17 protein-coding genes are annotated in these 21,431 nt (G+C 35.0%); 9 read left to right on the top strand and 8 right to left on the bottom strand.

Annotation, left to right across the window (positions count from 1 at the left end):
- Positions 1-269: 269 nt before the first annotated feature.
- From IIF7_RS02445 to IIF7_RS02455, 3 genes are all read left to right on the top strand, one after another.
- A complete protein-coding gene (locus tag IIF7_RS02445; protein WP_084840089.1) occupies positions 270-1,169 on the top strand; it encodes a formate/nitrite transporter family protein in 900 nt (299 codons plus the stop codon).
- Positions 1,170-1,183: 14 nt separating this feature from the next.
- Complete coding sequence (locus tag IIF7_RS02450; RefSeq protein WP_084840090.1) at positions 1,184-2,041, top strand: NAD(P)-dependent oxidoreductase; 858 nt, start codon at positions 1,184-1,186, stop codon at positions 2,039-2,041.
- Positions 2,042-2,201: 160 nt separating this feature from the next.
- The gene (locus tag IIF7_RS02455) at positions 2,202-3,131 is read left to right on the top strand and encodes a cation diffusion facilitator family transporter (protein WP_084840091.1); all 930 of its coding nucleotides are present in this window, start codon (positions 2,202-2,204) and stop codon (positions 3,129-3,131) included.
- On the opposite strand, the gene IIF7_RS02460 is transcribed toward IIF7_RS02455, so the two are convergent.
- Positions 3,132-4,358, bottom strand: coding sequence for an outer membrane beta-barrel protein (locus tag IIF7_RS02460; RefSeq protein WP_084840092.1), 1,227 nt, complete (start codon positions 4,356-4,358; stop codon positions 3,132-3,134). It lies immediately after the preceding gene.
- Between the two features lie 104 nt (positions 4,359-4,462).
- Positions 4,463-5,119, bottom strand: coding sequence for a porin family protein (locus IIF7_RS02465; RefSeq protein ID WP_084840093.1), 657 nt, complete (start codon positions 5,117-5,119; stop codon positions 4,463-4,465).
- A gap of 179 nt (positions 5,120-5,298) precedes the next feature.
- Between IIF7_RS02465 and IIF7_RS02470 the strand changes: the two genes are divergently transcribed.
- The 4 genes from IIF7_RS02470 to IIF7_RS02485 all read left to right on the top strand — a co-directional run bounded on the left by IIF7_RS02470 (position 5,299) and on the right by IIF7_RS02485 (position 9,601).
- Positions 5,299-7,446 carry a M3 family metallopeptidase gene (locus IIF7_RS02470; protein ID WP_084840094.1) on the top strand — a complete coding sequence of 716 codons (2,148 nt, stop codon included), beginning with the start codon at positions 5,299-5,301 and terminating at the stop codon, positions 7,444-7,446.
- A gap of 359 nt (positions 7,447-7,805) precedes the next feature.
- Positions 7,806-8,348 (top strand): hypothetical protein, encoded by a 543-nt coding sequence (locus tag IIF7_RS02475; RefSeq protein ID WP_084840095.1) that lies wholly within the window; start codon positions 7,806-7,808, stop codon positions 8,346-8,348.
- Positions 8,349-8,458: 110 nt separating this feature from the next.
- Positions 8,459-8,944, top strand: coding sequence for a MarR family winged helix-turn-helix transcriptional regulator (locus IIF7_RS02480; RefSeq protein WP_084840096.1), 486 nt, complete (start codon positions 8,459-8,461; stop codon positions 8,942-8,944).
- A gap of 84 nt (positions 8,945-9,028) precedes the next feature.
- A complete protein-coding gene (locus IIF7_RS02485; protein ID WP_084840097.1) occupies positions 9,029-9,601 on the top strand; it encodes a pseudouridine synthase in 573 nt (190 codons plus the stop codon).
- Positions 9,602-9,776: 175 nt separating this feature from the next.
- Here the strand turns inward: IIF7_RS02485 and IIF7_RS02490 are convergent, their stop codons facing one another.
- The 6 genes from IIF7_RS02490 to IIF7_RS02515 all read right to left on the bottom strand — a co-directional run bounded on the left by IIF7_RS02490 (position 9,777) and on the right by IIF7_RS02515 (position 19,227).
- Positions 9,777-10,295 carry a hypothetical protein gene (locus IIF7_RS02490; RefSeq protein WP_084840098.1) on the bottom strand — a complete coding sequence of 173 codons (519 nt, stop codon included), beginning with the start codon at positions 10,293-10,295 and terminating at the stop codon, positions 9,777-9,779.
- 86 nt (positions 10,296-10,381) lie between these two features.
- On the bottom strand, positions 10,382-12,103 hold the full coding sequence (ggt, locus tag IIF7_RS02495; RefSeq protein ID WP_084840099.1) for a gamma-glutamyltransferase: 1,722 nt from the start codon (positions 12,101-12,103) through the stop codon (positions 10,382-10,384).
- Positions 12,104-12,172: 69 nt separating this feature from the next.
- On the bottom strand, positions 12,173-12,736 hold the full coding sequence (locus IIF7_RS02500) for a biliverdin-producing heme oxygenase (RefSeq protein WP_084840100.1): 564 nt from the start codon (positions 12,734-12,736) through the stop codon (positions 12,173-12,175).
- The gene (locus tag IIF7_RS02505; protein WP_084840101.1) at positions 12,720-13,286 is read right to left on the bottom strand and encodes a response regulator; all 567 of its coding nucleotides are present in this window, start codon (positions 13,284-13,286) and stop codon (positions 12,720-12,722) included. Before IIF7_RS02505 ends, IIF7_RS02500 begins: the two co-directional genes overlap by 17 nt.
- 55 nt (positions 13,287-13,341) lie before the next feature.
- A complete protein-coding gene (locus tag IIF7_RS02510) occupies positions 13,342-15,567 on the bottom strand; it encodes an ATP-binding protein (RefSeq protein WP_084840102.1) in 2,226 nt (741 codons plus the stop codon).
- Positions 15,568-19,227: a CheR family methyltransferase gene (locus IIF7_RS02515; RefSeq protein ID WP_084840103.1), complete on the bottom strand. Its 3,660-nt coding sequence runs from the start codon at positions 19,225-19,227 to the stop codon at positions 15,568-15,570.
- A gap of 548 nt (positions 19,228-19,775) precedes the next feature.
- Between IIF7_RS02515 and proC the strand changes: the two genes are divergently transcribed.
- Positions 19,776-20,582 carry a pyrroline-5-carboxylate reductase gene (gene proC, locus IIF7_RS02520; protein ID WP_084840104.1) on the top strand — a complete coding sequence of 269 codons (807 nt, stop codon included), beginning with the start codon at positions 19,776-19,778 and terminating at the stop codon, positions 20,580-20,582.
- Between the two features lie 29 nt (positions 20,583-20,611).
- Positions 20,612-21,388, top strand: a complete 777-nt coding sequence (proB, locus tag IIF7_RS02525) for a glutamate 5-kinase (protein ID WP_084840105.1) — start codon at positions 20,612-20,614, stop codon at positions 21,386-21,388.
- The last annotated feature ends 43 nt before the right edge of the window (positions 21,389-21,431 follow it).

Consider the following 21,431-nt stretch of genomic DNA (forward strand, 5'->3'; position numbering starts at 1 on the left):
TTTTCACAATCAATATTTCATTTTATCAAGATGTAAGAAAATACTAATAGTTAGATTTTTAAATATCGAAAAATGTTTGAATATCTTAAGCTTCAGCAATTATTAAACGTCACTCTTATTTTCCTTATAATTTCTTTATGTATCTGTGTTAAATAAATGCTTAAGTCGCTACAGCACTTCATTTTTATAGTTTGAAATATTTACTTTAGACATCAAAGACGGCCAGATTTTATTAGTGTATTTTATATCACTTGAACTAAATTTTTGAAATGGAAAACGAAGAATTAGAAGAAAAGAAAAAGGAAAAGGAGCAGGAAAAAAAACAGGAGAGCATAGACAAAGAGCTAAAAGACTCAACTTCACATTCTGGCGACGACAGTACAAAATCTCATGGTGAGATTTTAAAACAGCAAATTATTGAAGGCCAGGAAACATACGATCGTAACCCTCGCAGTATTTTGTTAAGTTCTATCACCGCCGGATTAGAAATAGGTTTTAGCTATCTTTTACTTTGTAGCGTATTTTCTTTTTTTAGTGATAGTTTCCCTGAAAAAACCTTGTTTAAAATCATGGCATTTGTTTATCCTGTTGGGTTTATTTTAGTGATTTTAGGGCAGTCGATTTTATTTACAGAACAAACTTCACTACTTACCCTGCCTGTTTTAAACAACAAAAGAAGTATTAAAAGTTTGTTGAAGATCTGGGGGACGGTAATCGCAGGTAATCTTCTTGGTGGTTACATTATTGCGTTTATCCTAATTTGGATTGGTCCAAAACTTAATCTTTTTGAGCATAATACAATAGAAAAAATTGCGCATCACGTTACCGATTATAATGGTTTTGTGATCTTTGTAAGCGCTATTTTAGCAGGATGGCTTATGGGCTTACTTTCATGGCTTATAACCTCCTCACGTGATACCATGAGCCGTATTTTTATCATTTTTATAATTACTGCAACAATGGCCTTTACCGGGCTTCACCACAGTATTATAGGTAGTATAGAGGTTTTTGCCGGTATGATTGTATCGCCAAATATCGAAATTCTGGATTATCTTAAATTTCAAAGTTTTGGATTATTAGGAAACTCTATTGGTGGTGGTGTTTTTGTAGCACTATTAAAATACAGGGCTTTTGTGTACAATATCGATATGGAACGTAGAAATTATTAGTTGAAATATATAAAATGACTTCAGAAAAATTTAAAATAGGTTGGATTGGTTTAGGAAAAATGGGAAATCCCATGTCTAAACAAATTTTAAAAGCAGGATATCCATTAAGAGTTTATAATCGCTCTCAGGAAAAAACAAAAGCTTTAGAAACCGAAGGAGCAACCTCTGCCGCAACGGCTAAAGAATTGGTTGAAAAAACAGATGCTATTTTCATTATGGTTTCTAATGACGAGGCTGTAAGTGAAATCTTCAATCAGGAAAACGGAATTTTTTCTGCGGAAGTAAAAAATAAGATCTTTATAAATGCCAGTACAATTTCTCCGGAATTAAGCATTTCCCTTTCCGAAGAATTAAAAAATAAAAATGCATTTTATCTGGATGCTCCCGTATCTGGGAGTGTAAAACAAGCTGAAGATGCAACACTGGTAAGTATTGTTGGTGGCGAACAATCAATCTTCGATAAAGTGAAACCGGTTTTAGAGGCCTATTCTAAAAAAGCTATTCTTGTGGGAGAAAATGGTGTTGGAAATGCTGCAAAATTAGCGGTAAATACTTACTTAGGGATCTTAACACAGGGACTGGCTGAGATTATTCAATTTTCACGTACAAAAAATGTAAAAACTGAAGATCTTATGGAGATTATTAATAACAGCGCCTTAGGAAGTACTTTTGGAAAAATTAAAGGAGAAGCCGCTATTAACGAAAATTACAATGCAGCCTTTACTTTAGAGCATCTTACCAAAGATTTAAGACTGGCGCAAAACAGCGGATTTGACAAACCGGTTGGAAATGCTGCGTATAACACTTTTAAAAACGCCGAAGCTGAACTTGGAGCTGAAGATGTTATTGCCATCATTAAGAAATTATCTTAAATTCTTAAAATAACTACCTAAAGAAGAATGTTTGATGTAATTATTGAAAGCTGATATTATTTAGTTCATATGCCGATTCCGTATGAAACAAAAATAATTAATCTCGGTTACCGATTAGATTTGCACTGGGATTGCATAAGTCCCGATGTACTTTTACACCATGTCACACCACCACCATCACCACCATAATCAATCGGGTAAAAACCTGAAGCTTGCGTTTTTCCTAAACTTAGGATTTACAATTTTAGAATTTTTCGGCGGAATTTACGTAAACAGTATCGCCATTATGTCTGATGCGGTTCACGACCTTGGCGATAGCCTTTCTTTGGGAACAGCCTGGTATCTGGATAAAAAGTCTAAAAAAGGAGCAGACGAAAAATACAGCTTTGGCTATAAGCGATTTTCGTTACTGGGAGCTTTAATCAATAGCATTGTATTGATTGCTGGATCTGTTTACGTTATTTCTGAAGCTATTGAAAGACTTTTTGATCCACAACCTTCAGATGCACAAGGAATGATCGTGTTTGCCATTGTAGGTGTTTTAGTCAACGGTTTTGCAGCCTGGAAACTAAGTGGCGGCACCAGTCTCAATGAAAAAGCAGTTTCCTGGCATTTACTTGAAGATGTTTTAGGTTGGGTAGCGGTATTAATCGTTGCAATCGTACTAAATTTTACAGATAATCAATATTTAGATCCTGCCCTATCGCTGTTAATTACGCTGTATATTCTTTACAATGTAATACTTAGGCTTAAGGAGACACTGTACATTTTTCTACAGGGAGTTCCTAAAGAAATTAAGCCCGAAAAAATTAAAAAAGACATCCTAAAAATCAACAATATTGACTCGTTACATCATATGCATGTTTGGAGTTTAGAAGGAGAACATCACGTTTTTACTTCCCATATTAAACTGAAAAATATTACTGATTTCCAGGAATTACTCGAGGTAAAAAAACAGATAAAAGAGGTTTTAAAAGCATATCATTTTGATCATTACACCATCGAAACCGAATTAGATAATGAAAGTTGTGAACTGCTTACCAGCGAAGAGCATGAGCATGATGAAGACCATAGTCATGATCATCATTGATCATAAATTAAAAAGTCTGTAGCCAATTATAAATGATAAAGATTTATATTCTGAGCTTAAAGGTTTAGAGCCAAAAATATTTCTTTCTGTTTGGTACCTTAGTTCAACAGACAATTTATCATTGTATAGATAACCTATACCTCCCATTGCATTTATAGCTGTAGTAAACTCATGTTCCAAAGGAAAGCTAGAACTATTGGTTCTTCTTACATCGTAAGAACTACCAAGGTCCACATCTACTACAGGACCGGCATTTAAGAATATTCTCGATTTCTCTCCAAAATTCACATAATATCTTAAGCCTATAGGAATTTCTAAAGAAGAATATTTGATTTCAGTAAAAAGAATACCTCCACTAACTTCAGAAGTAATAACAGACTCTTCTTTGTTATAATTTTGGTAAGTAGGCTCCAAAATAAGACTAAACTTTTTCTGAGTCCCTATACTCTTTTCTAACTCTAGTCCTAATCTAAATCCAGTATAATCTCCATAATCTACAGTAGAAAATATAGAATTAGAATTGTCAATGCTTAAAGAAGACTGATAAATTCCAGGCCTAATCGTTAATTGAATTCCCTTTTTAGTTTTCGTCTTGTAAACCTTAAACTCTGAATCTTTACATTCATTGTATTTTTTAAAGAAACCTATCAAAGATTTTTCTTTGTATTCGATACTATTAAGTTTTGAAGCTGTAAAGATCTCACAATTTAAATTATTAAATAACTGCTGTTTGTATCTTGAGTTAGTAGCTATTTTATTACTAGGAGTCTTATACATTTTATACACCAACTGTTCGATATCATTTCCTGCTACATTATAAAAATATCGTTTAAGACTATTATTTCTATAAGAATATAGATTTCCAGCACCTTCTACAAGAACTTTTAATACTATAGTGTCCTTTTCAAACTCAGCATTTTTGGAAATACTTAAATCATTTACTTTTTCAGAAGAACGATCAATATCAACAACTTTTTTAATAAACTTTACCTGATTATAAATTCCAAATTCAGTAAATTCAGATAGAGAAAGACTGATTTCTTCTTCTGATAGATCGCTTTTGTAATCAATACTGTTAGGATTATTATCCAAATTTAAATTTTTAATAAAAACTTCATTTTTTATTCCATTTTCATCTTTAAAATAACCTTTTTGAAAAGATTCCTGTCCAAAAGAGAACAAACAAGACAATAAGAAAAAAACAGTAATAGTAGACTTCAAATTCATAGGTTCAGAAATGCAATTATAACGTTTGGAGCTGCAATAATAAGAGTTTATTTACTTTGAAAGAAACATAAAAGCATGATAATCAAAAATGATACAAAAACTTTCTACCAAATTCGATATTCTACGCCTAAATTTAAAACGATACCTCTAATCTCATTCTCTCTTTTTATTGCTCCAAAATAAGTGCGAAAATTCACTAATATCGTCTTGTTTATATGATGTCCCACACCCAGATTTAATCCGGCATCAAAAGAATCTCCGTCGCGCATAATAAAATTATCACTCTCTCCCTCGATCACCTGGTAATCAGATTGTAAATTGCGATCTACAATAAAAGCAAACTGTGGCCCTGCTTCAAAAAATAACCCGTTTGTTACATAAAATCGAGACATTAAGGGCACCAAAATGCTTAATTCGTGGATGCTATATTTATATTCGTAAGTTGAAGATGAAATGGGATTGCCGTAATAATCGAAAGCAGGAACACTTAGATCATCCTTTACCACTTTACTTCCCTGTAATCCAAATAAAACCTCTGGCTGAAATTGGTAATTTCCAGACCTAAATGCATAGAACGCTCCCGCATAAAATCCTGGCTTAAATTTAAAATCCCCTCGATTTCTAAAACGATAATCGTTACCAGATGCGTCGGTGAATTTCGCTAAATTCCCGCCTGCTTTTACTCCAAACTGGTGCTCCTGCGCAGTAATTTTAAATACTGAAAATAATAAAACGATAAAAAATAAATTCCTGATATTCATTTTGATTGATTTATGTGATTGACTTTTTGATTCATTATAATTTGCTGAAATCGGCGATAAATATAGAATTATTTTGCATTCAGAATCGATAAATTTTTCAAGCTTTTTTATCAGTTCATTCTTCAGAATTTACAGTCTTTGTATATTCAGGCCTTAAAACCTCAACACTCTCAAAACGCATGAAAAGAAAGTTTACAAAACATTTGGGAATGGCAGCGATCGTATTGTTTGCGGCCTGTAAAAACGACTCCCAAAATAAAAATGATGCTATGGAAAACAATGTTATTCTTGCTGAATGGACAGGTCCTTACCAGGGAGTACCGGCTTTTAATAAAATGAAAGTTGAAATGCTGAAACCTGCAATTCTTGAAGGTATGCAGCAACACCTTGAAGAAATAGACAGTATCGCTAATAATCCTGAAGCTGCCACTTTCGAAAATACGATTATCCCGTTCGAAAAATCTGGTGAAGCACTAGATCGCGCGTTTACGTACTACGGAATTTTTAGCAGCAACCTTTCTTCTCCAGAATTTAGAGAAATTCAGAAAGAACTATCCCCAAAAATATCTGAATACAGTTCGAAGATTTCACAAAATGAGAAGCTTTTTCAAAGAATCAAATCTGTTTACGAGCAATCTCAGGAAACTCCGCTAGATTCGGCTGAACAAAGAACCATCGATCTTATCTACAAAGATTTTGAAATGGATGGCGCTAATCTTTCCGAAGAAGACAAAAAACGTTATGCTCAAATTAATAAGGAATTATCTGAATTATACACGCAATTCTCTAATAACATTTTGGCCGATGAAGAAGGTTATGTGACCTACATTGATAGCACGCAACTAAGCGGACTACCAGAAAGTTTTATAAAATCTGCCGCCAGCGCTGCTGAAGAAAGAGATCACAAAGGAGAATTTGCGATTACGAACACCAGGTCTTCAATGGATCCTTTTTTAACTTATTCAGATGAACGTGGGCTTCGAGAAAAAGTATGGAGAACCTATTATTCTCGTGGAAATAACGGAGATGAGTTTGATAACAACCAGGTAATCAAGGAAATTTTAAAGCTTCGTGACGAGCGTGTGGCACTTTTGGGCTACGATAACTATGCACAATGGCGTTTGCAGGATCGTATGGCAAAAGAACCTAAACAGGCGATGGAATTGATGGAAGCGGTGTGGCCTGCTGCCTTAGGTCGTGTAGAAGAAGAGATTAAAGACATGCAGCAACTTGCCGATAAAGAAGGTAAAGATATTGAAATCCAAGCCTGGGATTATCGCTACTACATGGAAAAAGTTCGAAAAGAAAAATACGATCTGGATAGCGAAGAAGTAAAACAATATCTACAATTAGGCAATCTTAAAAAGGCGATATTCTACGTTGCAGGCGAACTTTTTAATTTCGATTTTACGCCTGTAGATACCAGCTATGTTCCGGTATTTCATCCAGATGTGACTGTTTACGAAGTTAACGATAAAACAAGCGGAGAAGTAATTGGCCTTTGGTATTTAGATCCTTATGCTCGTCCCGGAAAACGTTCTGGTGCATGGGCAACGACTTATAGAAGCAAAGATGAATTAATGGGAAGCAAACCGGTATTAGCTTCCAATAATTCAAATTTTGTAAAACCTGCAAAAGGAGAACCAACACTAGTAAGCTGGGATGATGCTGAAACTTTTTTCCATGAATTTGGGCATGCGCTGCATTTCCTTTCTGCAGATATTAAATATCCGAAACTTAATAGCGGTGTTAGAGATTATACTGAATTTCAATCGCAATTATTAGAGCGTTGGTTATCTACAGATGCTGTGATCGATCAATTCTTACGTCATTACGAAACTGGCGAGCCAATGCCGGAAGAATTAGTAGAAAAGATTAAAAAAGCGGCTACTTTTAATCAGGGATTTGGAACGACAGAATTTTTAGCTTCGGCTTTAATGGACATGAAATATCATACGACAGACCCTTCAGAAATTACAGACGTACAGGAATTTGAACAACAACAACTAGACGAACTTGGTTTACCAGAGCAAATCCCAATGCGTCACAGATCTACTCAATTTGGGCATGTTTTTTCTGGCGAAGGTTATGCTGCAGGTTATTACGGTTATTTATGGGCTGATGTATTAACCGCTGATGCTGCGGAAGCTTTTGCTGAAGCCCCAGATGGTTTTTACGATAAAGAAACCGCGCATAAGCTGGTTAAGTTCTTGTTTGCACCAAGAAATGCGATGGATCCTGCTGAAGCTTATAAAAAATTTAGAGGCAGAAATGCGAATATCGATGCGTTGATGCGCGATCGCGGATTCCCAATTCCGAAAAAATAATCGGTCTTAATTTTATCGAATCTTAGCAATAAGATTCGGTTACTTTAATAGAATAATGAAAGCCATTCTTTAAAAGGAATGGCTTTTTTGTTTTATAAAATTCCGAAGTGAAAAATTTAACGACAACCCAAAAGGTCTAAACACGCTAACTAACTATATATCAAAACAATTTTCATCAATTCAGGATCAAATCTCTAAGAATTAAAAACTTAATAAGTAATTAAATTATCGTTAAAATCGAAAAACAATGTAAGCACTTACCTTTTTATTTGACTACATTTGCGTAAGCACTTACGTATATATTTTAAAACCGAATTATGACCTGAAATTGAAAAATCAATTTTGTAAACAAATGAGTTATGATCTTAGAGAGAACAAACAATTTAGCACTAGACATTAAAGAACTCAATGCAATGAATTTAGAAAACATTGCATCTACTTTTTTACCAAAAACAAACACCAATAACGAGCAAACCGATCCTTACGTTAGTAAACTGCTTACATTCTTAAAAGCAGAACTTAACCTGGAAAATCACCAAACAAAAAACTATCATTTATTGTGGTCTCGTGATCAGGAAACGATTGGTTTTGTAAGTGTCACCGCCATTAGAGAAGGTAAAGAAGCTAAGATTAAATTTAGGTTGTTTGATCATGTAAACCTGAGTCAGCAAGAAAGTGAGAATAGCATCATTTCTTCTGTAGATAAGATCTTTGAAAAATTTGATCTAAAAAGAGCGATTATCAGCGTCGATACAGATAAAGAAAATCAGCCTGAAAAAGATCTTTTAAGACTTTACGAATATTATCCTATTGGCATGGTTCATCTGGAAAATCCAATGAAAGAATATGTAATCTTGCGTGAGCAAAAAAATACTGCAAGCCAGGCTTTCTACATTTTATAAATAGAAATTTAAATACAATACTAAATCAATAATCTCGATTTTCGAGTAACATTTTTCTTTATTAGAATTACGTAAGTGCTTACTTTTACTGCAGTTCTTAAATAAGATTTATGGATAATGATTTTTTAGTAGAAATGGGTTATGCCGGTTTAACGGGAAGATTAAAAAGGTTAAGTGATGCTTTTGTGTATTCTACCCGGCAATTTTATCGAGATCACGGACTCGAAATTGAACCAAACTGGCACATGATTTTTCTTTTACTTCAAAAACATGAAAAATTAACGGTCATGGAAATTGCAGAAAAATTACACCTCTCCCACCCTGCCATCGTTCAGCTGGTAGATAAGATGAAGAAAAAAGGCTACATCAACTCGGTAAAAGATAAAAAAGACAAACGCAAACATTTACTGCGTCTTTCTAAGAAAGCGCATGATAAACTCCCAGAAATAGAACGGCATTGGAAAGCTGGCGACGAGGCCGTAAAAGAGATCATGAATCATAGCAAGGCAATTTTGGATTATCTCGCCGTTTTGGAGAATAATATGGACCAAGCCGACTTTAGAGAACGTTCAGAAAAAAACCTCGAAAAATTATAGAATATTGATTGCTGATTTTTCTCAATCAAGATTAGGCATTTTACAGCACTTTTATTTTTCTATTTTTGCTGAACAATTTTTTCTATGCATCGCTACTTTAAAATCTACAAACCTTACGGTTATCTTAGTCAGTTTATCACAAATGAGATTCCACGAAAAAAGAAAAAATTATTGGGAGAACTGGGTGATTTCCCTGAAGAAACTATGGCCGTAGGACGACTAGATCAGGATTCTGAAGGACTTTTATTTTTAACCACAGATGGAAAAGAAAGTGCCAGAATTACCGGAAGTGGCGTAGAAAAAGAGTACTATGCTCAGGTTGACGGTGATATTACTGAAGAAGCTGTAGCATTATTAAAAAATGGCGTAGAGATAAGTATTAACGGTTCAAAATATCAAACGCTGCCCTGTAAAGCTTTTAAATTAAAAAACCGACCTGTTTTTCCTGAACGTGCAAAAAAGATTAGGGACGAACGTCACGGCCCAACCAGCTGGGTTTCGATCACACTTACTGAAGGGAAATTCCGCCAGGTAAAAAAAATGACGGCGGCTGTTGGTTTCCCAACACTTCGTTTGGTTCGTGTACGAATAGGAAATGAAAAACTAAACGATATGGATAGCGGTGAAGTAATCGAACTTCAAAAATTTGATAGCTAAAATTACCAAATTATATGCTGATGTGATTTTGGAAGGAGGACACGAAGCAAGCCTCAATACATATTAGATGGTGTCGTGTATTTTGATTTACACACAGCTATTAATAATTATATAATATTCTTACCTCTTAAAATGCGTCGAATTAATTATTTTAAGATAGGATTAGTTATACACATCAATAATATTTCTCAACGTTTGTTGTATCTATCATATATCCACCTAATTCTTTATAGCTTTCAAGGAATTTTTTAAAATAGGCCTTTACAGCAGGGCTGGCATTTTTATGAATGTGATCTAAAATGAATTCTTCTGATTTCCCATCCTTTTCTATGTATATGTAGTAATCAATATCGAGCCACGATTGAACTAAGTCTTCCTGAGTTAAACCCTCTTCCAAAATTTCGGAAGGTATATCCAATAAGTCAGAAGTATTATCGAACATTTCAGAATTTAATTTTTCAGTAAATGTCGTATTTGACCATTCTCCATATTCATCAGCTTCACTATCTGCATCTTTATATAAGCCATTTTCATTTATCATATATAGATCCCTGCAGTCTCCGCCGCACATTCCATATATTCCTCCAAAAATAACTTTATCAACTTTTTGAGCACCTACAGTTAAGGTGCTATCATCTGTTGAACATGACAAAATGGATAACACTAGAACAAAATAAAATAATTTTTTTTTCATTGAGTTTGTTTCATTGTAGATGCATCAATTTAAAAATGGTTGCGTTAATTACTTACATTATCAAATAGGATTAGCTTCCAATAAACTTAATCTTCCATTTCTGCTACAGCTCCGCCGCTATAACTTCTGGAATCTGCTGCTCCATAGCGCATTCCGGTTTCAGGATCAATATAAATTCCCATCGCTCTACCCTGGCTGCTTCTTGTGCCGGTTTTATGTCCCATTTCTTCGTAAATTCTTTTGGTATCTGGAGAGAATCCCCATTCTTCAAAATAAGTAATATCAGGCAACCATTGATGATGGATTCTTGGCGACTCTATTGCTTTAGCTATATCAAGATCGTAATCTATGGTATTCAAAATAACCTGAAGCACAGTGTTAATGATCGTCCGTCCACCAGGGCTGCCAATTGCTAGCACCGTATTTCCGTCTTTTGAGACGATCACCGGACTCATACTGGAAAGCATTCTTTTTTCAGGAGCGATCAAATTAGGATCTGTTCCTATTAAACCTCTTGAATTCGTGTAACCCGGAATTGGATTAAAATCTCCCATTTCGTTATTCAGTAAAAATCCTGCTCCTTCTACCACATACTTAGAACCATAACTCTGCTCCAAAGTATAGGTTAGGGAAACCGCATTGCCTTCTTTATCTACAACAGATAAATGTGTGGTTTCTTTACTCTCGTATTTTAAATGCGCTTTATTGAAATTAGCCGAATCACTCTCTGAAGCTGCATCCATCAAAATCGATTTTCGAAGTTTTTCAGCATAATTTTTAGAAATCAGTTCCTCCAAAGGCATATTAGGATTAAAGTTGGTATCTCCCAAATACATGGCGCGATCTGCAAAAGCGCGGCGCATCGCTTCAGTAATTAAATGTAAAGAAGTAGCCGAATTTTGTCCAAATTCAGCCATATCATAGCCTTCAAGGATATTCAACATTTCTACTACCGCAACTCCGCCAGAACTTGGTGGTGGCATTCCAATAATATCGTAACCACGATAAGTTCCTTTGATGGGCTTCATTTCTTCAGCTTCATATTTGGCAAGATCTTCTTCAGTAATAATTCCGCCATTCTTTGCCATAAAATCGGCCAACAATTCGGCTGTTTTGCCTTTATAAAACCCATCTGGTCCATACTTTTGAATTCGTTTTAAGGTCTTATATAAATCCTTCTGAACCAGAATTTCGCCATTCTTATAAAGACTCCCATCTTCTTTCAAAAATATCTCAGCAGTACTTGCGTACTCATCTTTGTGTTCCTTAACCCACTTAAAAAACCATTGCATATCCTCACTTACTGGATATCCCTTTTTTGCTAATTTCAATGCAGGTTTTAAAAGCGCTGCCCAATCTAACTTTCCAAATTTTTGATGTGCTTTATAAAGTCCGGCAACCGTTCCCGGAACGCCAACCGCTAACAATCCGTCGTGATTAGAATTGTCTTTTACTTTGCCATCTTCACCAAGATACATGGTTTCTGTAGCTGCTAAAGGTGCTTTTTCCCTAAAATTGAAAGTAGTTTCTGTACCATCTTCACCACGATACACCAAAAATCCGCCACCGCCAATATTACCTGCAGAAGGTAAAGTTACCGCAAGTGCAAAAGCAGTTGCAATTGAAGCATCTATGGCATTACCGCCATCACTAAGAATCTGCGCTCCCGCCTGGGAAGCGAGTTTATGACTACTGGTAACGATCCCTTTTTCTGAAGAAACAGGAATACGGCCACTTTGCGCAAAAGTTGAAAATAATGGCGAAAAACATCCAATAATAAGAAATAGTGGGGTATATATTTTTTTCATAGGTTTAGGAATATGATCGAAAACCTAAACCTAGTCAAATTGTATATTATTTGAAAGAAATTATTCTAATTAAGCTGAAAATTGTGGCTGATACTCAAAGATCTTACCAAAAAAACTAAAGGTTTCCTGAGCTTTAAGTGTTGCTTTCTGAATTTCTTCTTCTGAAAACTCCCTGGCATTCACTCTTTTCATAAACTCCTTCCAGCCTTGCACATTTTTACGATCTCCGTTAAAGAAATGATGCTTGGAAATTGAAGCCAATTTTGTACAATTTTGAAGTTCTTTTGCAATAAGCATTCCGCCCATTGCAGAACCTTCTAAAACATACGCAGCTCCCAAAGCTTCAATCTTATCCTTACAATGAAATTGACTCTCGAACTGTACTAAAGGCGAAGAAAAATCGATATTTAGTGCAGTGAGATCTTCAGCCAGTCTTTCGCTTTTATCCGTAGAAAATTCAGACTCAAATTGCTTAATTTCGTCCTCCACTATTTTATAAGCTAAATAGTTTTGAAGCAATAATAATTTATATTCTTCAAGAGTAATACTGTGATCCATGATCAAACCTGCAGTATTATCCTTTTCGATTTCTTTGTGTAATGTGGCTGTTTGTTCTCTAAGCGTCTGCAGCATTGTCTTTCTCGAGTGTTATGCTTTCTATATTCGCACGAATTTTATTAAGACTTATTCGCTGCTCTTCATTTTCAGCATTAATATCATCTAGATATTGATAGATCTGGTTTACGGCAATCTTATTTCGACGTATTTTTTCGCGAAGTTCTTCTTTCTCCAGCATATTGAACACCACTTTTTTAAGTAATGGCTTCAATTTTTCACCCAGAGTATTCATATGCTTTTTCAGAATAAATCCAGAGGCTCCAGATAGAATGGTATTCGCAGCAAGCTCGTCATCATCTATTGTCCCGGTAACGAATATAAATGGCAAGTTATCATCAAATTGCTTTACCACTTGAAGAATATCCAGACCGGTACAGGTTGGCAGATTATAATCTGATAACACAACATCTGGCACGAAATTGTGTAATTTATCCTTACAATCTTCTACATTATCTACAATCTTTACTTCAGGATTCTCTACGATTTTCTGAATTTGCATAGTGATAAGATCGGCATCGACGTCATAATCCTCTACCAGCAATATCTTAAGTGCAGTCTTTATCATCTAGTTAGTTTGGTTTGGTGGCCGAAAAATACAAAATAAATTTTTAATTTATCCCTTATTCTTCCATGTCTGGCAGGCTAAAATAGAAAGTGGAACCCTCTCCAGGAGTTGTTTCTACCCATATCTCACCCTTATGCTTATCTACCACTTTTTTAGCGATCGAAAGTCCTATTCCAGAGCCTTTAAAATCTTCTGTGGCCACTCGTGAAAATACTTCAAAAATTTTGTCTCTATGTAAGGGATCAAACCCCACGCCATTGTCTTTGATGAAGTAAACTGTTTGGTCGTTTTCGTTTTTAAAACCTATTTCTACTAAAGGTTGCTCTTTTTTTCCGCTATACTTTAAAGCATTACTAATCAGGTTATTTACCAACTGCGAAAGCATCCTACGGTCTCCAACGATTTTTGGTAATTTCTCTGCAACTTTTATAGTTGTTTTTGGATAATTACTTTCTGCATTTTGAGAATCGAGAGCATTTTCTACAATTTGTTTCATCGATAACACCTGCTTAGTCAATTGTGTTTGCCCTACTTTAGAGTATGATAAAATATCGTCTATAAGTGTATCCATTTCTGAAGCTGATCTAACAATGGTCTTTACGGCTTTTTGACTATAATCGTCTAACCTATCCATATAATGATCCTGTAAAATCCTGGCATAACCATCGATACCGCGAAGCGGAGCTCTTAAATCGTGAGACACACTATAACTAAAGGTTTCTAACTCTTTATTAGCATCTAATAACTGGTCGTTTAGACTATCAATTTTATCCTTTTGTTGCTTTACCAAAATATGAACGATGCTTTCTCTTAAACTACCAACAGCTTCAAGATCATAATCTTCCCACGGCTGTGCAACTCCGGCTACTTTCTCTGTCCAGCGCTCAAAAGATTTTCGGGGAGTTAAATATTCTATCCCATCTTTTACGTAGCCATTTTTTTCTGGATTTCCGCCCCAATTTACCGTTTCCTTAGCCTCTGGTCTAAACCACATGATAAAATTATTATCCTGCTCCCCTATTTGAACACTAAGAATTCCTGATGCGGTATTTTTAAAATCCAGTGCTTTTGGATATAAAGCAGAAATCGATTTTGTTGAAAAATAAACCTCTTTTTTAGCTAAAAATTGGTCGCATAAATATCTAATTTCAGCTTTTGTTGGTGTTTCTCCTGAAAGATAAATTTCTCCGTCCATCACCAATGCGCCACCACCACATTCTATAAGATCTGTAAACTTTGGATCGAAACGATAAAGCGCATCTTCAATATTTTTGATTGAAGTCATTTGCAGCACCAGCTTTTTCCTAACCTCATCAGACTTTGCTGTATTCTCTAAAAAGGTTTTTGTTGTTTTTAGCGCCAGTTTATTTGAAAAAACCTGTGTTAAAAACAAACAAGATTGTCTTTGATGGTAATTAATAAATTTAGGAGAATAATGATGGCAAGCTACTAGTCCCCACAATTCCCCATTTAGAACAATCGCAGCGGTTAAAGAAGCTCCAACTTTCATATTCTGTAAATACTCGATATGAATAGGAGAAACCGCGCGCAATTCAGAATTTGAAATATCTAAAGGTTCACCTGTTATTGGCGAAATTTCTGGAGTTATGGGAGATGCTTTATAATTCACATCACTAATAATCCTAACACCTTGCTTTAGAAAAATATCTCTTGCAGGTTTAGGTATATCGGTTGCTGGATAATGCAAACCTAACCAGCTGTCTAATTCGGGCTCTTTTACTTCAGCAACAACTTCACCGTTCCACTCTTCATCAAACTTGTAAATCATTATACGATCGTAATCGAATAAATGCTTCACAAGCAATGCAGCCTGCTGGCACATATCGTTTATAGATTCAGATTCGTCTAATTCAGTTAAAATTTTGGTTAATTGCTCCTGAAAACGAATAGGATCTAATGACTTTCCTGAAGGTTCTACATCTATAATTAAATGATCACCGGAAATTGAAGGAATGCATAAAAACTTTTGCTCTTCGATTTTTAGTTTTTCGGGCAAAAGAGATTCATCATTTCTAAACTTCTTTTTGAAAGATTTAGCCACTTTTTTAGATAAAACCTCTTTTAAAGGTTTGCCTAAAACATCGGCATGGCGAATGCCTAAAATAGTCTCAATATTTTCACTGCATTGCGAAACATTGAAAGAATTTAAATCACAAACAACGATAACACCATGTTCCTGAGCTTTACCTATAATATGTATAGGCTCCCTGTCGCAATTTGTGATATTTACTTCTTGTTCGCTATATGCGGTTTTGCTCATTTATTTTGCTTTGATTTTGAAATAAAATGTGCTACCTACACCTGGTTGCGAATCTACCCAAATCGAACCACCATGTAATATCACAATCTTATGTACGTGTGCCAATCCTACTCCGGTTCCTTCGTACTTCTCTTCTGTTGGTACACGGTTAAAAATGGTGAATATATTTTTTTGATCTTCTTCAGAAATACCAATTCCGTTATCCATTATAGAGAATACCCAATATTCATCTTCCTGATATGCTGAAATTCGAACTTCTGGAGTCTTATCTTTTGCACAATACTTTAAAGCATTACTTAAAAGGTTCTGGAATAAAAGACGCATTTCAACTTCGTAAACCTTTAGTTTTGGCAAACTACCAATATGTACTTTTGCCTGAGTATCTTTTATTCGCTTGGTAAGATCGTATTTTACAACCTCTACAAGTTCTCTTGTATCTACCAGTTTTTTCTTTGTATTTCTACCAATACGGGAATGCTCTAATAAAGCTTTTATCTGTGCTGATAAACGATCTGAAGCTTCGTCGATATACTGAATATAATCTTTTCCTTTTTGATCTAATTTATCTGAATAAATCTTTCCTAAGATATCACTACCAAATTTAATAGTGCTTAGAGGTTCCTGAAGGTCATGAGAACAAATGGAGACAAATTGCTCTAAATCGTGATTGGCTCTCTCCAGATCTTTCTTTTGTTGCTGCAGTTCTTCCTGAGCCTGTTTTAATGCTGAAATATCTACACAGGTAAATCTATTGGTAATCCCGTTACCATTTTCGTCAAGCTCTACGGTAGAGTTCATAATTACCGGAACAATTTTACCTGTTTTGGTAACCATATCCTGCTCTACATTCTTAAGCTCTCCTTTTTCCTGAAATAATTTATTAAGACGTAATGCTCTTAGTTTTGATTCATCTTCGTAAAACTCGTAAATAGGTTTCCCAATGATATCTTCTTTAGAATCGTATTCTAATTTCTCTACTGCCTCCTGGTTACATTGTACAATTTCTGAAGTTTTTGGATCTACACTAAAATGTAAAACCGGATCTTCCTCATAGAAAGATTTAAATCTTCTCTCACTAGCCAATAATTTATTCTTAGCTTTTTGCAATGATTCAATATCTACAAAAGTAATTACGATACCTTCAGTATTATCTTCTCCATTTCTAAAAGGAGAAATACGTTGCAGGTAATTCCTACCTTCTTTAGAAAGAATATTACGTTCCAGGATTTTCCCGGTTTCCATCACTTTATTACAACGATCTACCAGTCCTTTACCTCTATTTACCCCAAAATTAGTGGTAAAATTATCTATAGGCCTGCCAATATCACTGTTTATCAAGCTAAAGTGCTTTTTAATGGCTGGAGTGAATTTTCTAATTCTTAAATCGCTATCTAAGAAAATAGTACCAATATTGGTAGATTCAAGAAGATTATTCATATCGGCATTAAGCTGAGCTAGCTCGTCCATTTTCTGGATATTCTCAGCATTTACCGTATTAATTTCTTCGTTTACACTTTGCAGCTCTTCATTAGTACTTTGCAACTCTTCATTAGAGGCCAATAATTCTTCATTTGCAGCCTGTAATTCTTCATTACTGGTTTCTATTTCTTCAAGTGAAGTTTGTAGTTCTTCTTTTGTTTTCTTTAGCTCTTCTTCAAGTTCTGCAATGTATTCCTGAGTTCGGCCATTTATCGTAACCTGCTCTACTTCGATAGTATCTTCTTCCTTAACTTCTTTTTCGATAAAAGTTAGAACGAAGTTATTCTCGTTATCCAGATTTTTTGGTTTAAAAGGCTTCACTACAATATCCAGCTTCATCACGCTACCATCAGCCTCTTTTACTATAGCATCGTGATAAACTACACGTTTTTTTTCTTTCGAGGATTTTTTAGTTGTAGACTGTACAACATGCTTAAGATCTTTATTAAGCATCTCGACAAGGTTGGTTGTAAATCCAGATACGGGAAGATTAGCGTATTTTCTAAATTCGCCAACAGCTTCCATAATATTAAATTCTGAATCTACATATACACTGGCAGCTCCAAACTGCTCCATAATCGCCTCATTAAGTTCATTTACAAACTTTTGCTTACTATTATTATAAGTGCGATTATCTGTGTATCTAGGTGAACGACTCTTTTCTTCGTAATCTATATGCGGTCTACCGGTAGTAGATCTTAAATTTTGAGTTCGAATGCGTGATCTTGGATGTACATTTCTAAAAATCTTCCATTTTCTACTAATGTCCTCAAAAGAATCTCTATGCGAGGTCACACTTTCGCTTGTTCCTAAAACAAGGAAACCGTATTCTCTTAAGGCATAATGCAGCACATCCATTGTTTTCTTTTGGATCGTAGACTGAAAATAAATAAGCAGATTACGGCAAAGCACCATATCCATATTACTGAATGGTGGATTTTTAATAATGTTATGTTTAGAGAAAATAACCATACGTCTTATTTTCTCTACAATTTGATATCCTTCTGGCTTTTTAATGAAGAATTTCTTTAGGAACTTATCTTCTACATTGGCAACAATACTTTCTGAGTAAATTCCGGCGCTACCAATATCCAAATGCTCTTGTGAAATATCTGTGGCAAAAATCTTAATTTCCAGCATTTTATCCTGCCGCTGCATTTCTTCATGAAGCAACATCGCCAAAGAATAAGCCTCTTCTCCTGTACTACAACCTACATCCCAAATTTTAAGAACTTCGTTATCTTTTTTAGATTCTACAAGTTCTGGAACAATATCATCTGCAATGATTTCCCAAACCCTTTGATCTCTAAAAAAGTTAGTAACCCCAATTAAAAACTCCCGGTATAGCATGGGAATTTCTTCATCGTTATGCAAAAGCATATCGTAATATTCTTCTAAGCTACTACAACCACTAACATTTACTCTTCTGGCAACCCTTCTGGCCAATGTAGAATATTTATATTCTCTAAAATCGAGACCTGTTTTTTCGTCGATTAAGTGAAGAATTTTGGAAATGGTTTTTTGATCAAATTCAACATCATGATTTTCAATATCAAAAATAAGAGGAGCATTGATAAATTTTCTTAGCTCTTCTCCCATCTCTTCTACTGGTAGAATATAATCTACAAGACCTGTTTGTATGGCACTTTGTGGCATCCCATCGAATTTTGCCTGCTCGGGATCCTGTACCATTACCATCCCATCTTTTTCTTTAACAGCCCTAATTCCACGTGTACCATCACTTCCCGTACCGCTTAGAATAACAGCAATCGCTTTATCCTTTTTGTATTGCGAAAGCGATTCTAAGAACATATCTATAGGAAGGTTAAGATGTGCCCGTTCTGGTTTTTCTACCAGTTTTAAACAACCATCTTCTACCAGAAGATTACATTTTGGCGGAATAAGGTAAACGGTTTTTTCTTCCATTTCCATTCCGTCCTTAATCTGTTTGATAGGGAATTTGGTAGATTTTGCCAGCAATTCTCCCATCATACTTTTGTAATCTGGAGATAAATGTTGGATCACCACATAGGTATTATTATCTTCTTCAGGAATCCCATTAAAAAATGCTTTTAAAGCCTCCAGGCCTCCAGCGCTTGCCCCTACGGCAATAATTCTGGATTTAGCATTTTTATTCTGTCTTGGTTTTACCTTTGGTGTTAGTTTGTTATTTCTAGTCATTGAATTTTTTGGGCAGTAGTTTACACGTGTAAATGTCAAATATATTGGATAAAAAGTACATTGTGTACTACAAATGCTTTTAAAATGCACGTTATCCACCACATTTTTATCACTTCTAAATAGAAGGTTCCCAATAATTTCCTGCCAGCTTAACAGTTGCTTTTGTCAGTTCGGCAGCTATAAGAAATAACTATACACCATAGTAATTTTCAATATAAAGATTTCACCCCATTAATACCTTCATTTTATTATGAAAATTTAACATCTAAAAAAACAGGAGTTTGGAGCACTTTCTCTTTCAAAATCAGCATAAAATAACAGTTACAGCTTATTATATCACTGAAATTATTAAAATAAAACTTCATTTTTTTTGCTATTCTTTAACCCTTATTGAGATTTTGTTAAAACAATTTCAGCCTAAATTAAAAGAGTTTAAAAATAATAGTGTCAAAATATTTTTTTGGCTCGCACGGTCTTTGTGCAATAAAAGGCAAGTTTAACTTAATATCGTGGCAGAAAGCCACACAACAAAATTGAAAAACACAGAAATGAAAGTATTAGTTATTGGAGCAGGAAATATGGGACTTACTTATGCCGAAGGTATGGCAAAAAGTAGTCTTCTAAATCGAAGAAATCTAATGATCTTCGATAAGTCTGCTGAAGTTATTACCGACTTAAGTAAAGTAGACCATTTTGATGTTTTCGATAAAGTAGAGCACTGCCTTCCTCAGGCAGATATAGTATTTCTGGCTGTAAAACCTTACCATATTGACGGTTTGTTTGAAGAAATTAAACCAATGGTAAATGATGAGCAAATATTCGTTTCCCTAATGGCAGGGGTAACTATAAAAACCATTCAAGATGGTTTAGGAGTGAAAAAGGTTGTACGATCTATGCCTAATTTGCCAGCTCAGGTTGGTAAAGGTGTAACATCTTACACTGCGGCTAAAGAGGTTTCTAGAGTAGAACTGCTAATGGTAAGAAATCTTCTAGATACCACCGGAGAGTCTATTAAAGTTGAAAACGAAAAATTTATCGATGCTTCAACTGGTATTAGTGGTAGTGGTCCAGCTTATGTATTTTATTTTATGGGATCTATGTTAGAAGCTGCTCTTAAAATGGGATTCTCAGAAAATGACAGTAGAGTTCTTGTAAGTCAGACTTTTGAAGGTGCCGTTGAACTTTTTAACCAGCATGATCTTTCACCAGATACCTGGATGGAAAGAGTTGCTTCCAAAGGTGGTACTACCCGTGCAGCACTAGATTCTATGGACGATAACAACGTTAAAGAACTAATTAAAGAAGCTGCCTATGCTGCATTTGACCGTGCAGTAGAACTAGGGGAAGGCAAATAATCTACTAACTAACACTATCAAACTTAATAATGGAAAATAAGAAAAAAAGAATCGTTGTAAAAGTTGGAACTAACGTAATGACCAACAAAGACAACAGAATTTTAGGGCCTGTTCTAAAACATTTAGTAGAACAAATATCAGAACTTTATGAAGAAGATATTATGACCGTTCTGGTATCCTCGGGTTCTGCAATTGCAGGTAAAGAAATTCTTGGAGAAATTAATGTACACGATCCTTCTAAAAGAAGACAGGTATATTCTTCAGTAGGACAACCAAGAATGATGAGACATTACTACGGAATTTTTCATGATTATGGTATGCGTTGTGCCCAGGTTCTTGCTACAAAAAGAGATTTTAGTCCGGGAATTCATAGAGAAAACATGATTAACTGCTATGAATCTTTACTTTCTGAAGGTATTATTCCTATCGCAAACGAAGATGATGCGGTTTCTGTTACCATGTCGATGTTCTCTGATAATGATGAGCTAGCAAGTTTAGTTGCCGAATTGATCGGTGCAGATTCGTTAATAATTCTTAGTGATACAGACGGACTTTATACTGGACATCCAGATGATGATGATTCAGAAAAACTGAATAAAGTTCAGATCGACCAAAACGTTGAGAAATATGTTCAGGAATCTGATAAAGGTGAAGGTGAAGGTCGTGGCGGAATGGAGTCTAAAATTAAGATTGCCAAAGAAACTGCTGCTAAAAACATCACCACTTACATTGCCAATGGAAAACGCCATAATGTAATTTTGGATATTATGAATGGTAAACCAGTTGGAACTAAGTTTACATCATAAGCATTCCAAAAAAGCAGCTCTAAAATATACAAACCTGGTAAAA

It is taken from the genome of Zunongwangia atlantica 22II14-10F7, from assembly GCF_002094855.1.
GTDB classification, from domain to species: Bacteria; Bacteroidota; Bacteroidia; order Flavobacteriales; family Flavobacteriaceae; genus Zunongwangia; species Zunongwangia atlantica.

Bases quoted from the DNA above. Each gene is read 5' to 3' on its own strand.
- IIF7_RS02475 (WP_084840095.1), top strand. From the start codon at position 7,806: ATGATCTTAGAGAGAACAAACAATTTAGCACTAGACATTAAAGAACTC.
- IIF7_RS02480 (WP_084840096.1), top strand. From the start codon at position 8,459: ATGGATAATGATTTTTTAGTAGAAATGGGTTATGCCGGTTTAACGGGA.
- IIF7_RS02455 (WP_084840091.1), top strand. From the start codon at position 2,202: ATGTCACACCACCACCATCACCACCATAATCAATCGGGTAAAAACCTG.
- proB (WP_084840105.1), top strand. From the start codon at position 20,612: ATGGAAAATAAGAAAAAAAGAATCGTTGTAAAAGTTGGAACTAACGTA.
- proC (WP_084840104.1), top strand. From the start codon at position 19,776: ATGAAAGTATTAGTTATTGGAGCAGGAAATATGGGACTTACTTATGCC.
- IIF7_RS02510 (WP_084840102.1), bottom strand. From the start codon at position 15,567: ATGAGCAAAACCGCATATAGCGAACAAGAAGTAAATATCACAAATTGC.
- IIF7_RS02490 (WP_084840098.1), bottom strand. From the start codon at position 10,295: ATGAAAAAAAAATTATTTTATTTTGTTCTAGTGTTATCCATTTTGTCA.
- IIF7_RS02450 (WP_084840090.1), top strand. From the start codon at position 1,184: ATGACTTCAGAAAAATTTAAAATAGGTTGGATTGGTTTAGGAAAAATG.
- ggt (WP_084840099.1), bottom strand. From the start codon at position 12,103: ATGAAAAAAATATATACCCCACTATTTCTTATTATTGGATGTTTTTCG.
- IIF7_RS02460 (WP_084840092.1), bottom strand. From the start codon at position 4,358: ATGAATTTGAAGTCTACTATTACTGTTTTTTTCTTATTGTCTTGTTTG.
- IIF7_RS02470 (WP_084840094.1), top strand. From the start codon at position 5,299: ATGAAAAGAAAGTTTACAAAACATTTGGGAATGGCAGCGATCGTATTG.
- IIF7_RS02500 (WP_084840100.1), bottom strand. From the start codon at position 12,736: ATGCTGCAGACGCTTAGAGAACAAACAGCCACATTACACAAAGAAATC.
- IIF7_RS02445 (WP_084840089.1), top strand. From the start codon at position 270: ATGGAAAACGAAGAATTAGAAGAAAAGAAAAAGGAAAAGGAGCAGGAA.
- IIF7_RS02465 (WP_084840093.1), bottom strand. From the start codon at position 5,119: ATGAATATCAGGAATTTATTTTTTATCGTTTTATTATTTTCAGTATTT.
- IIF7_RS02505 (WP_084840101.1), bottom strand. From the start codon at position 13,286: ATGATAAAGACTGCACTTAAGATATTGCTGGTAGAGGATTATGACGTC.
- IIF7_RS02515 (WP_084840103.1), bottom strand. From the start codon at position 19,227: ATGACTAGAAATAACAAACTAACACCAAAGGTAAAACCAAGACAGAAT.
- IIF7_RS02485 (WP_084840097.1), top strand. From the start codon at position 9,029: ATGCATCGCTACTTTAAAATCTACAAACCTTACGGTTATCTTAGTCAG.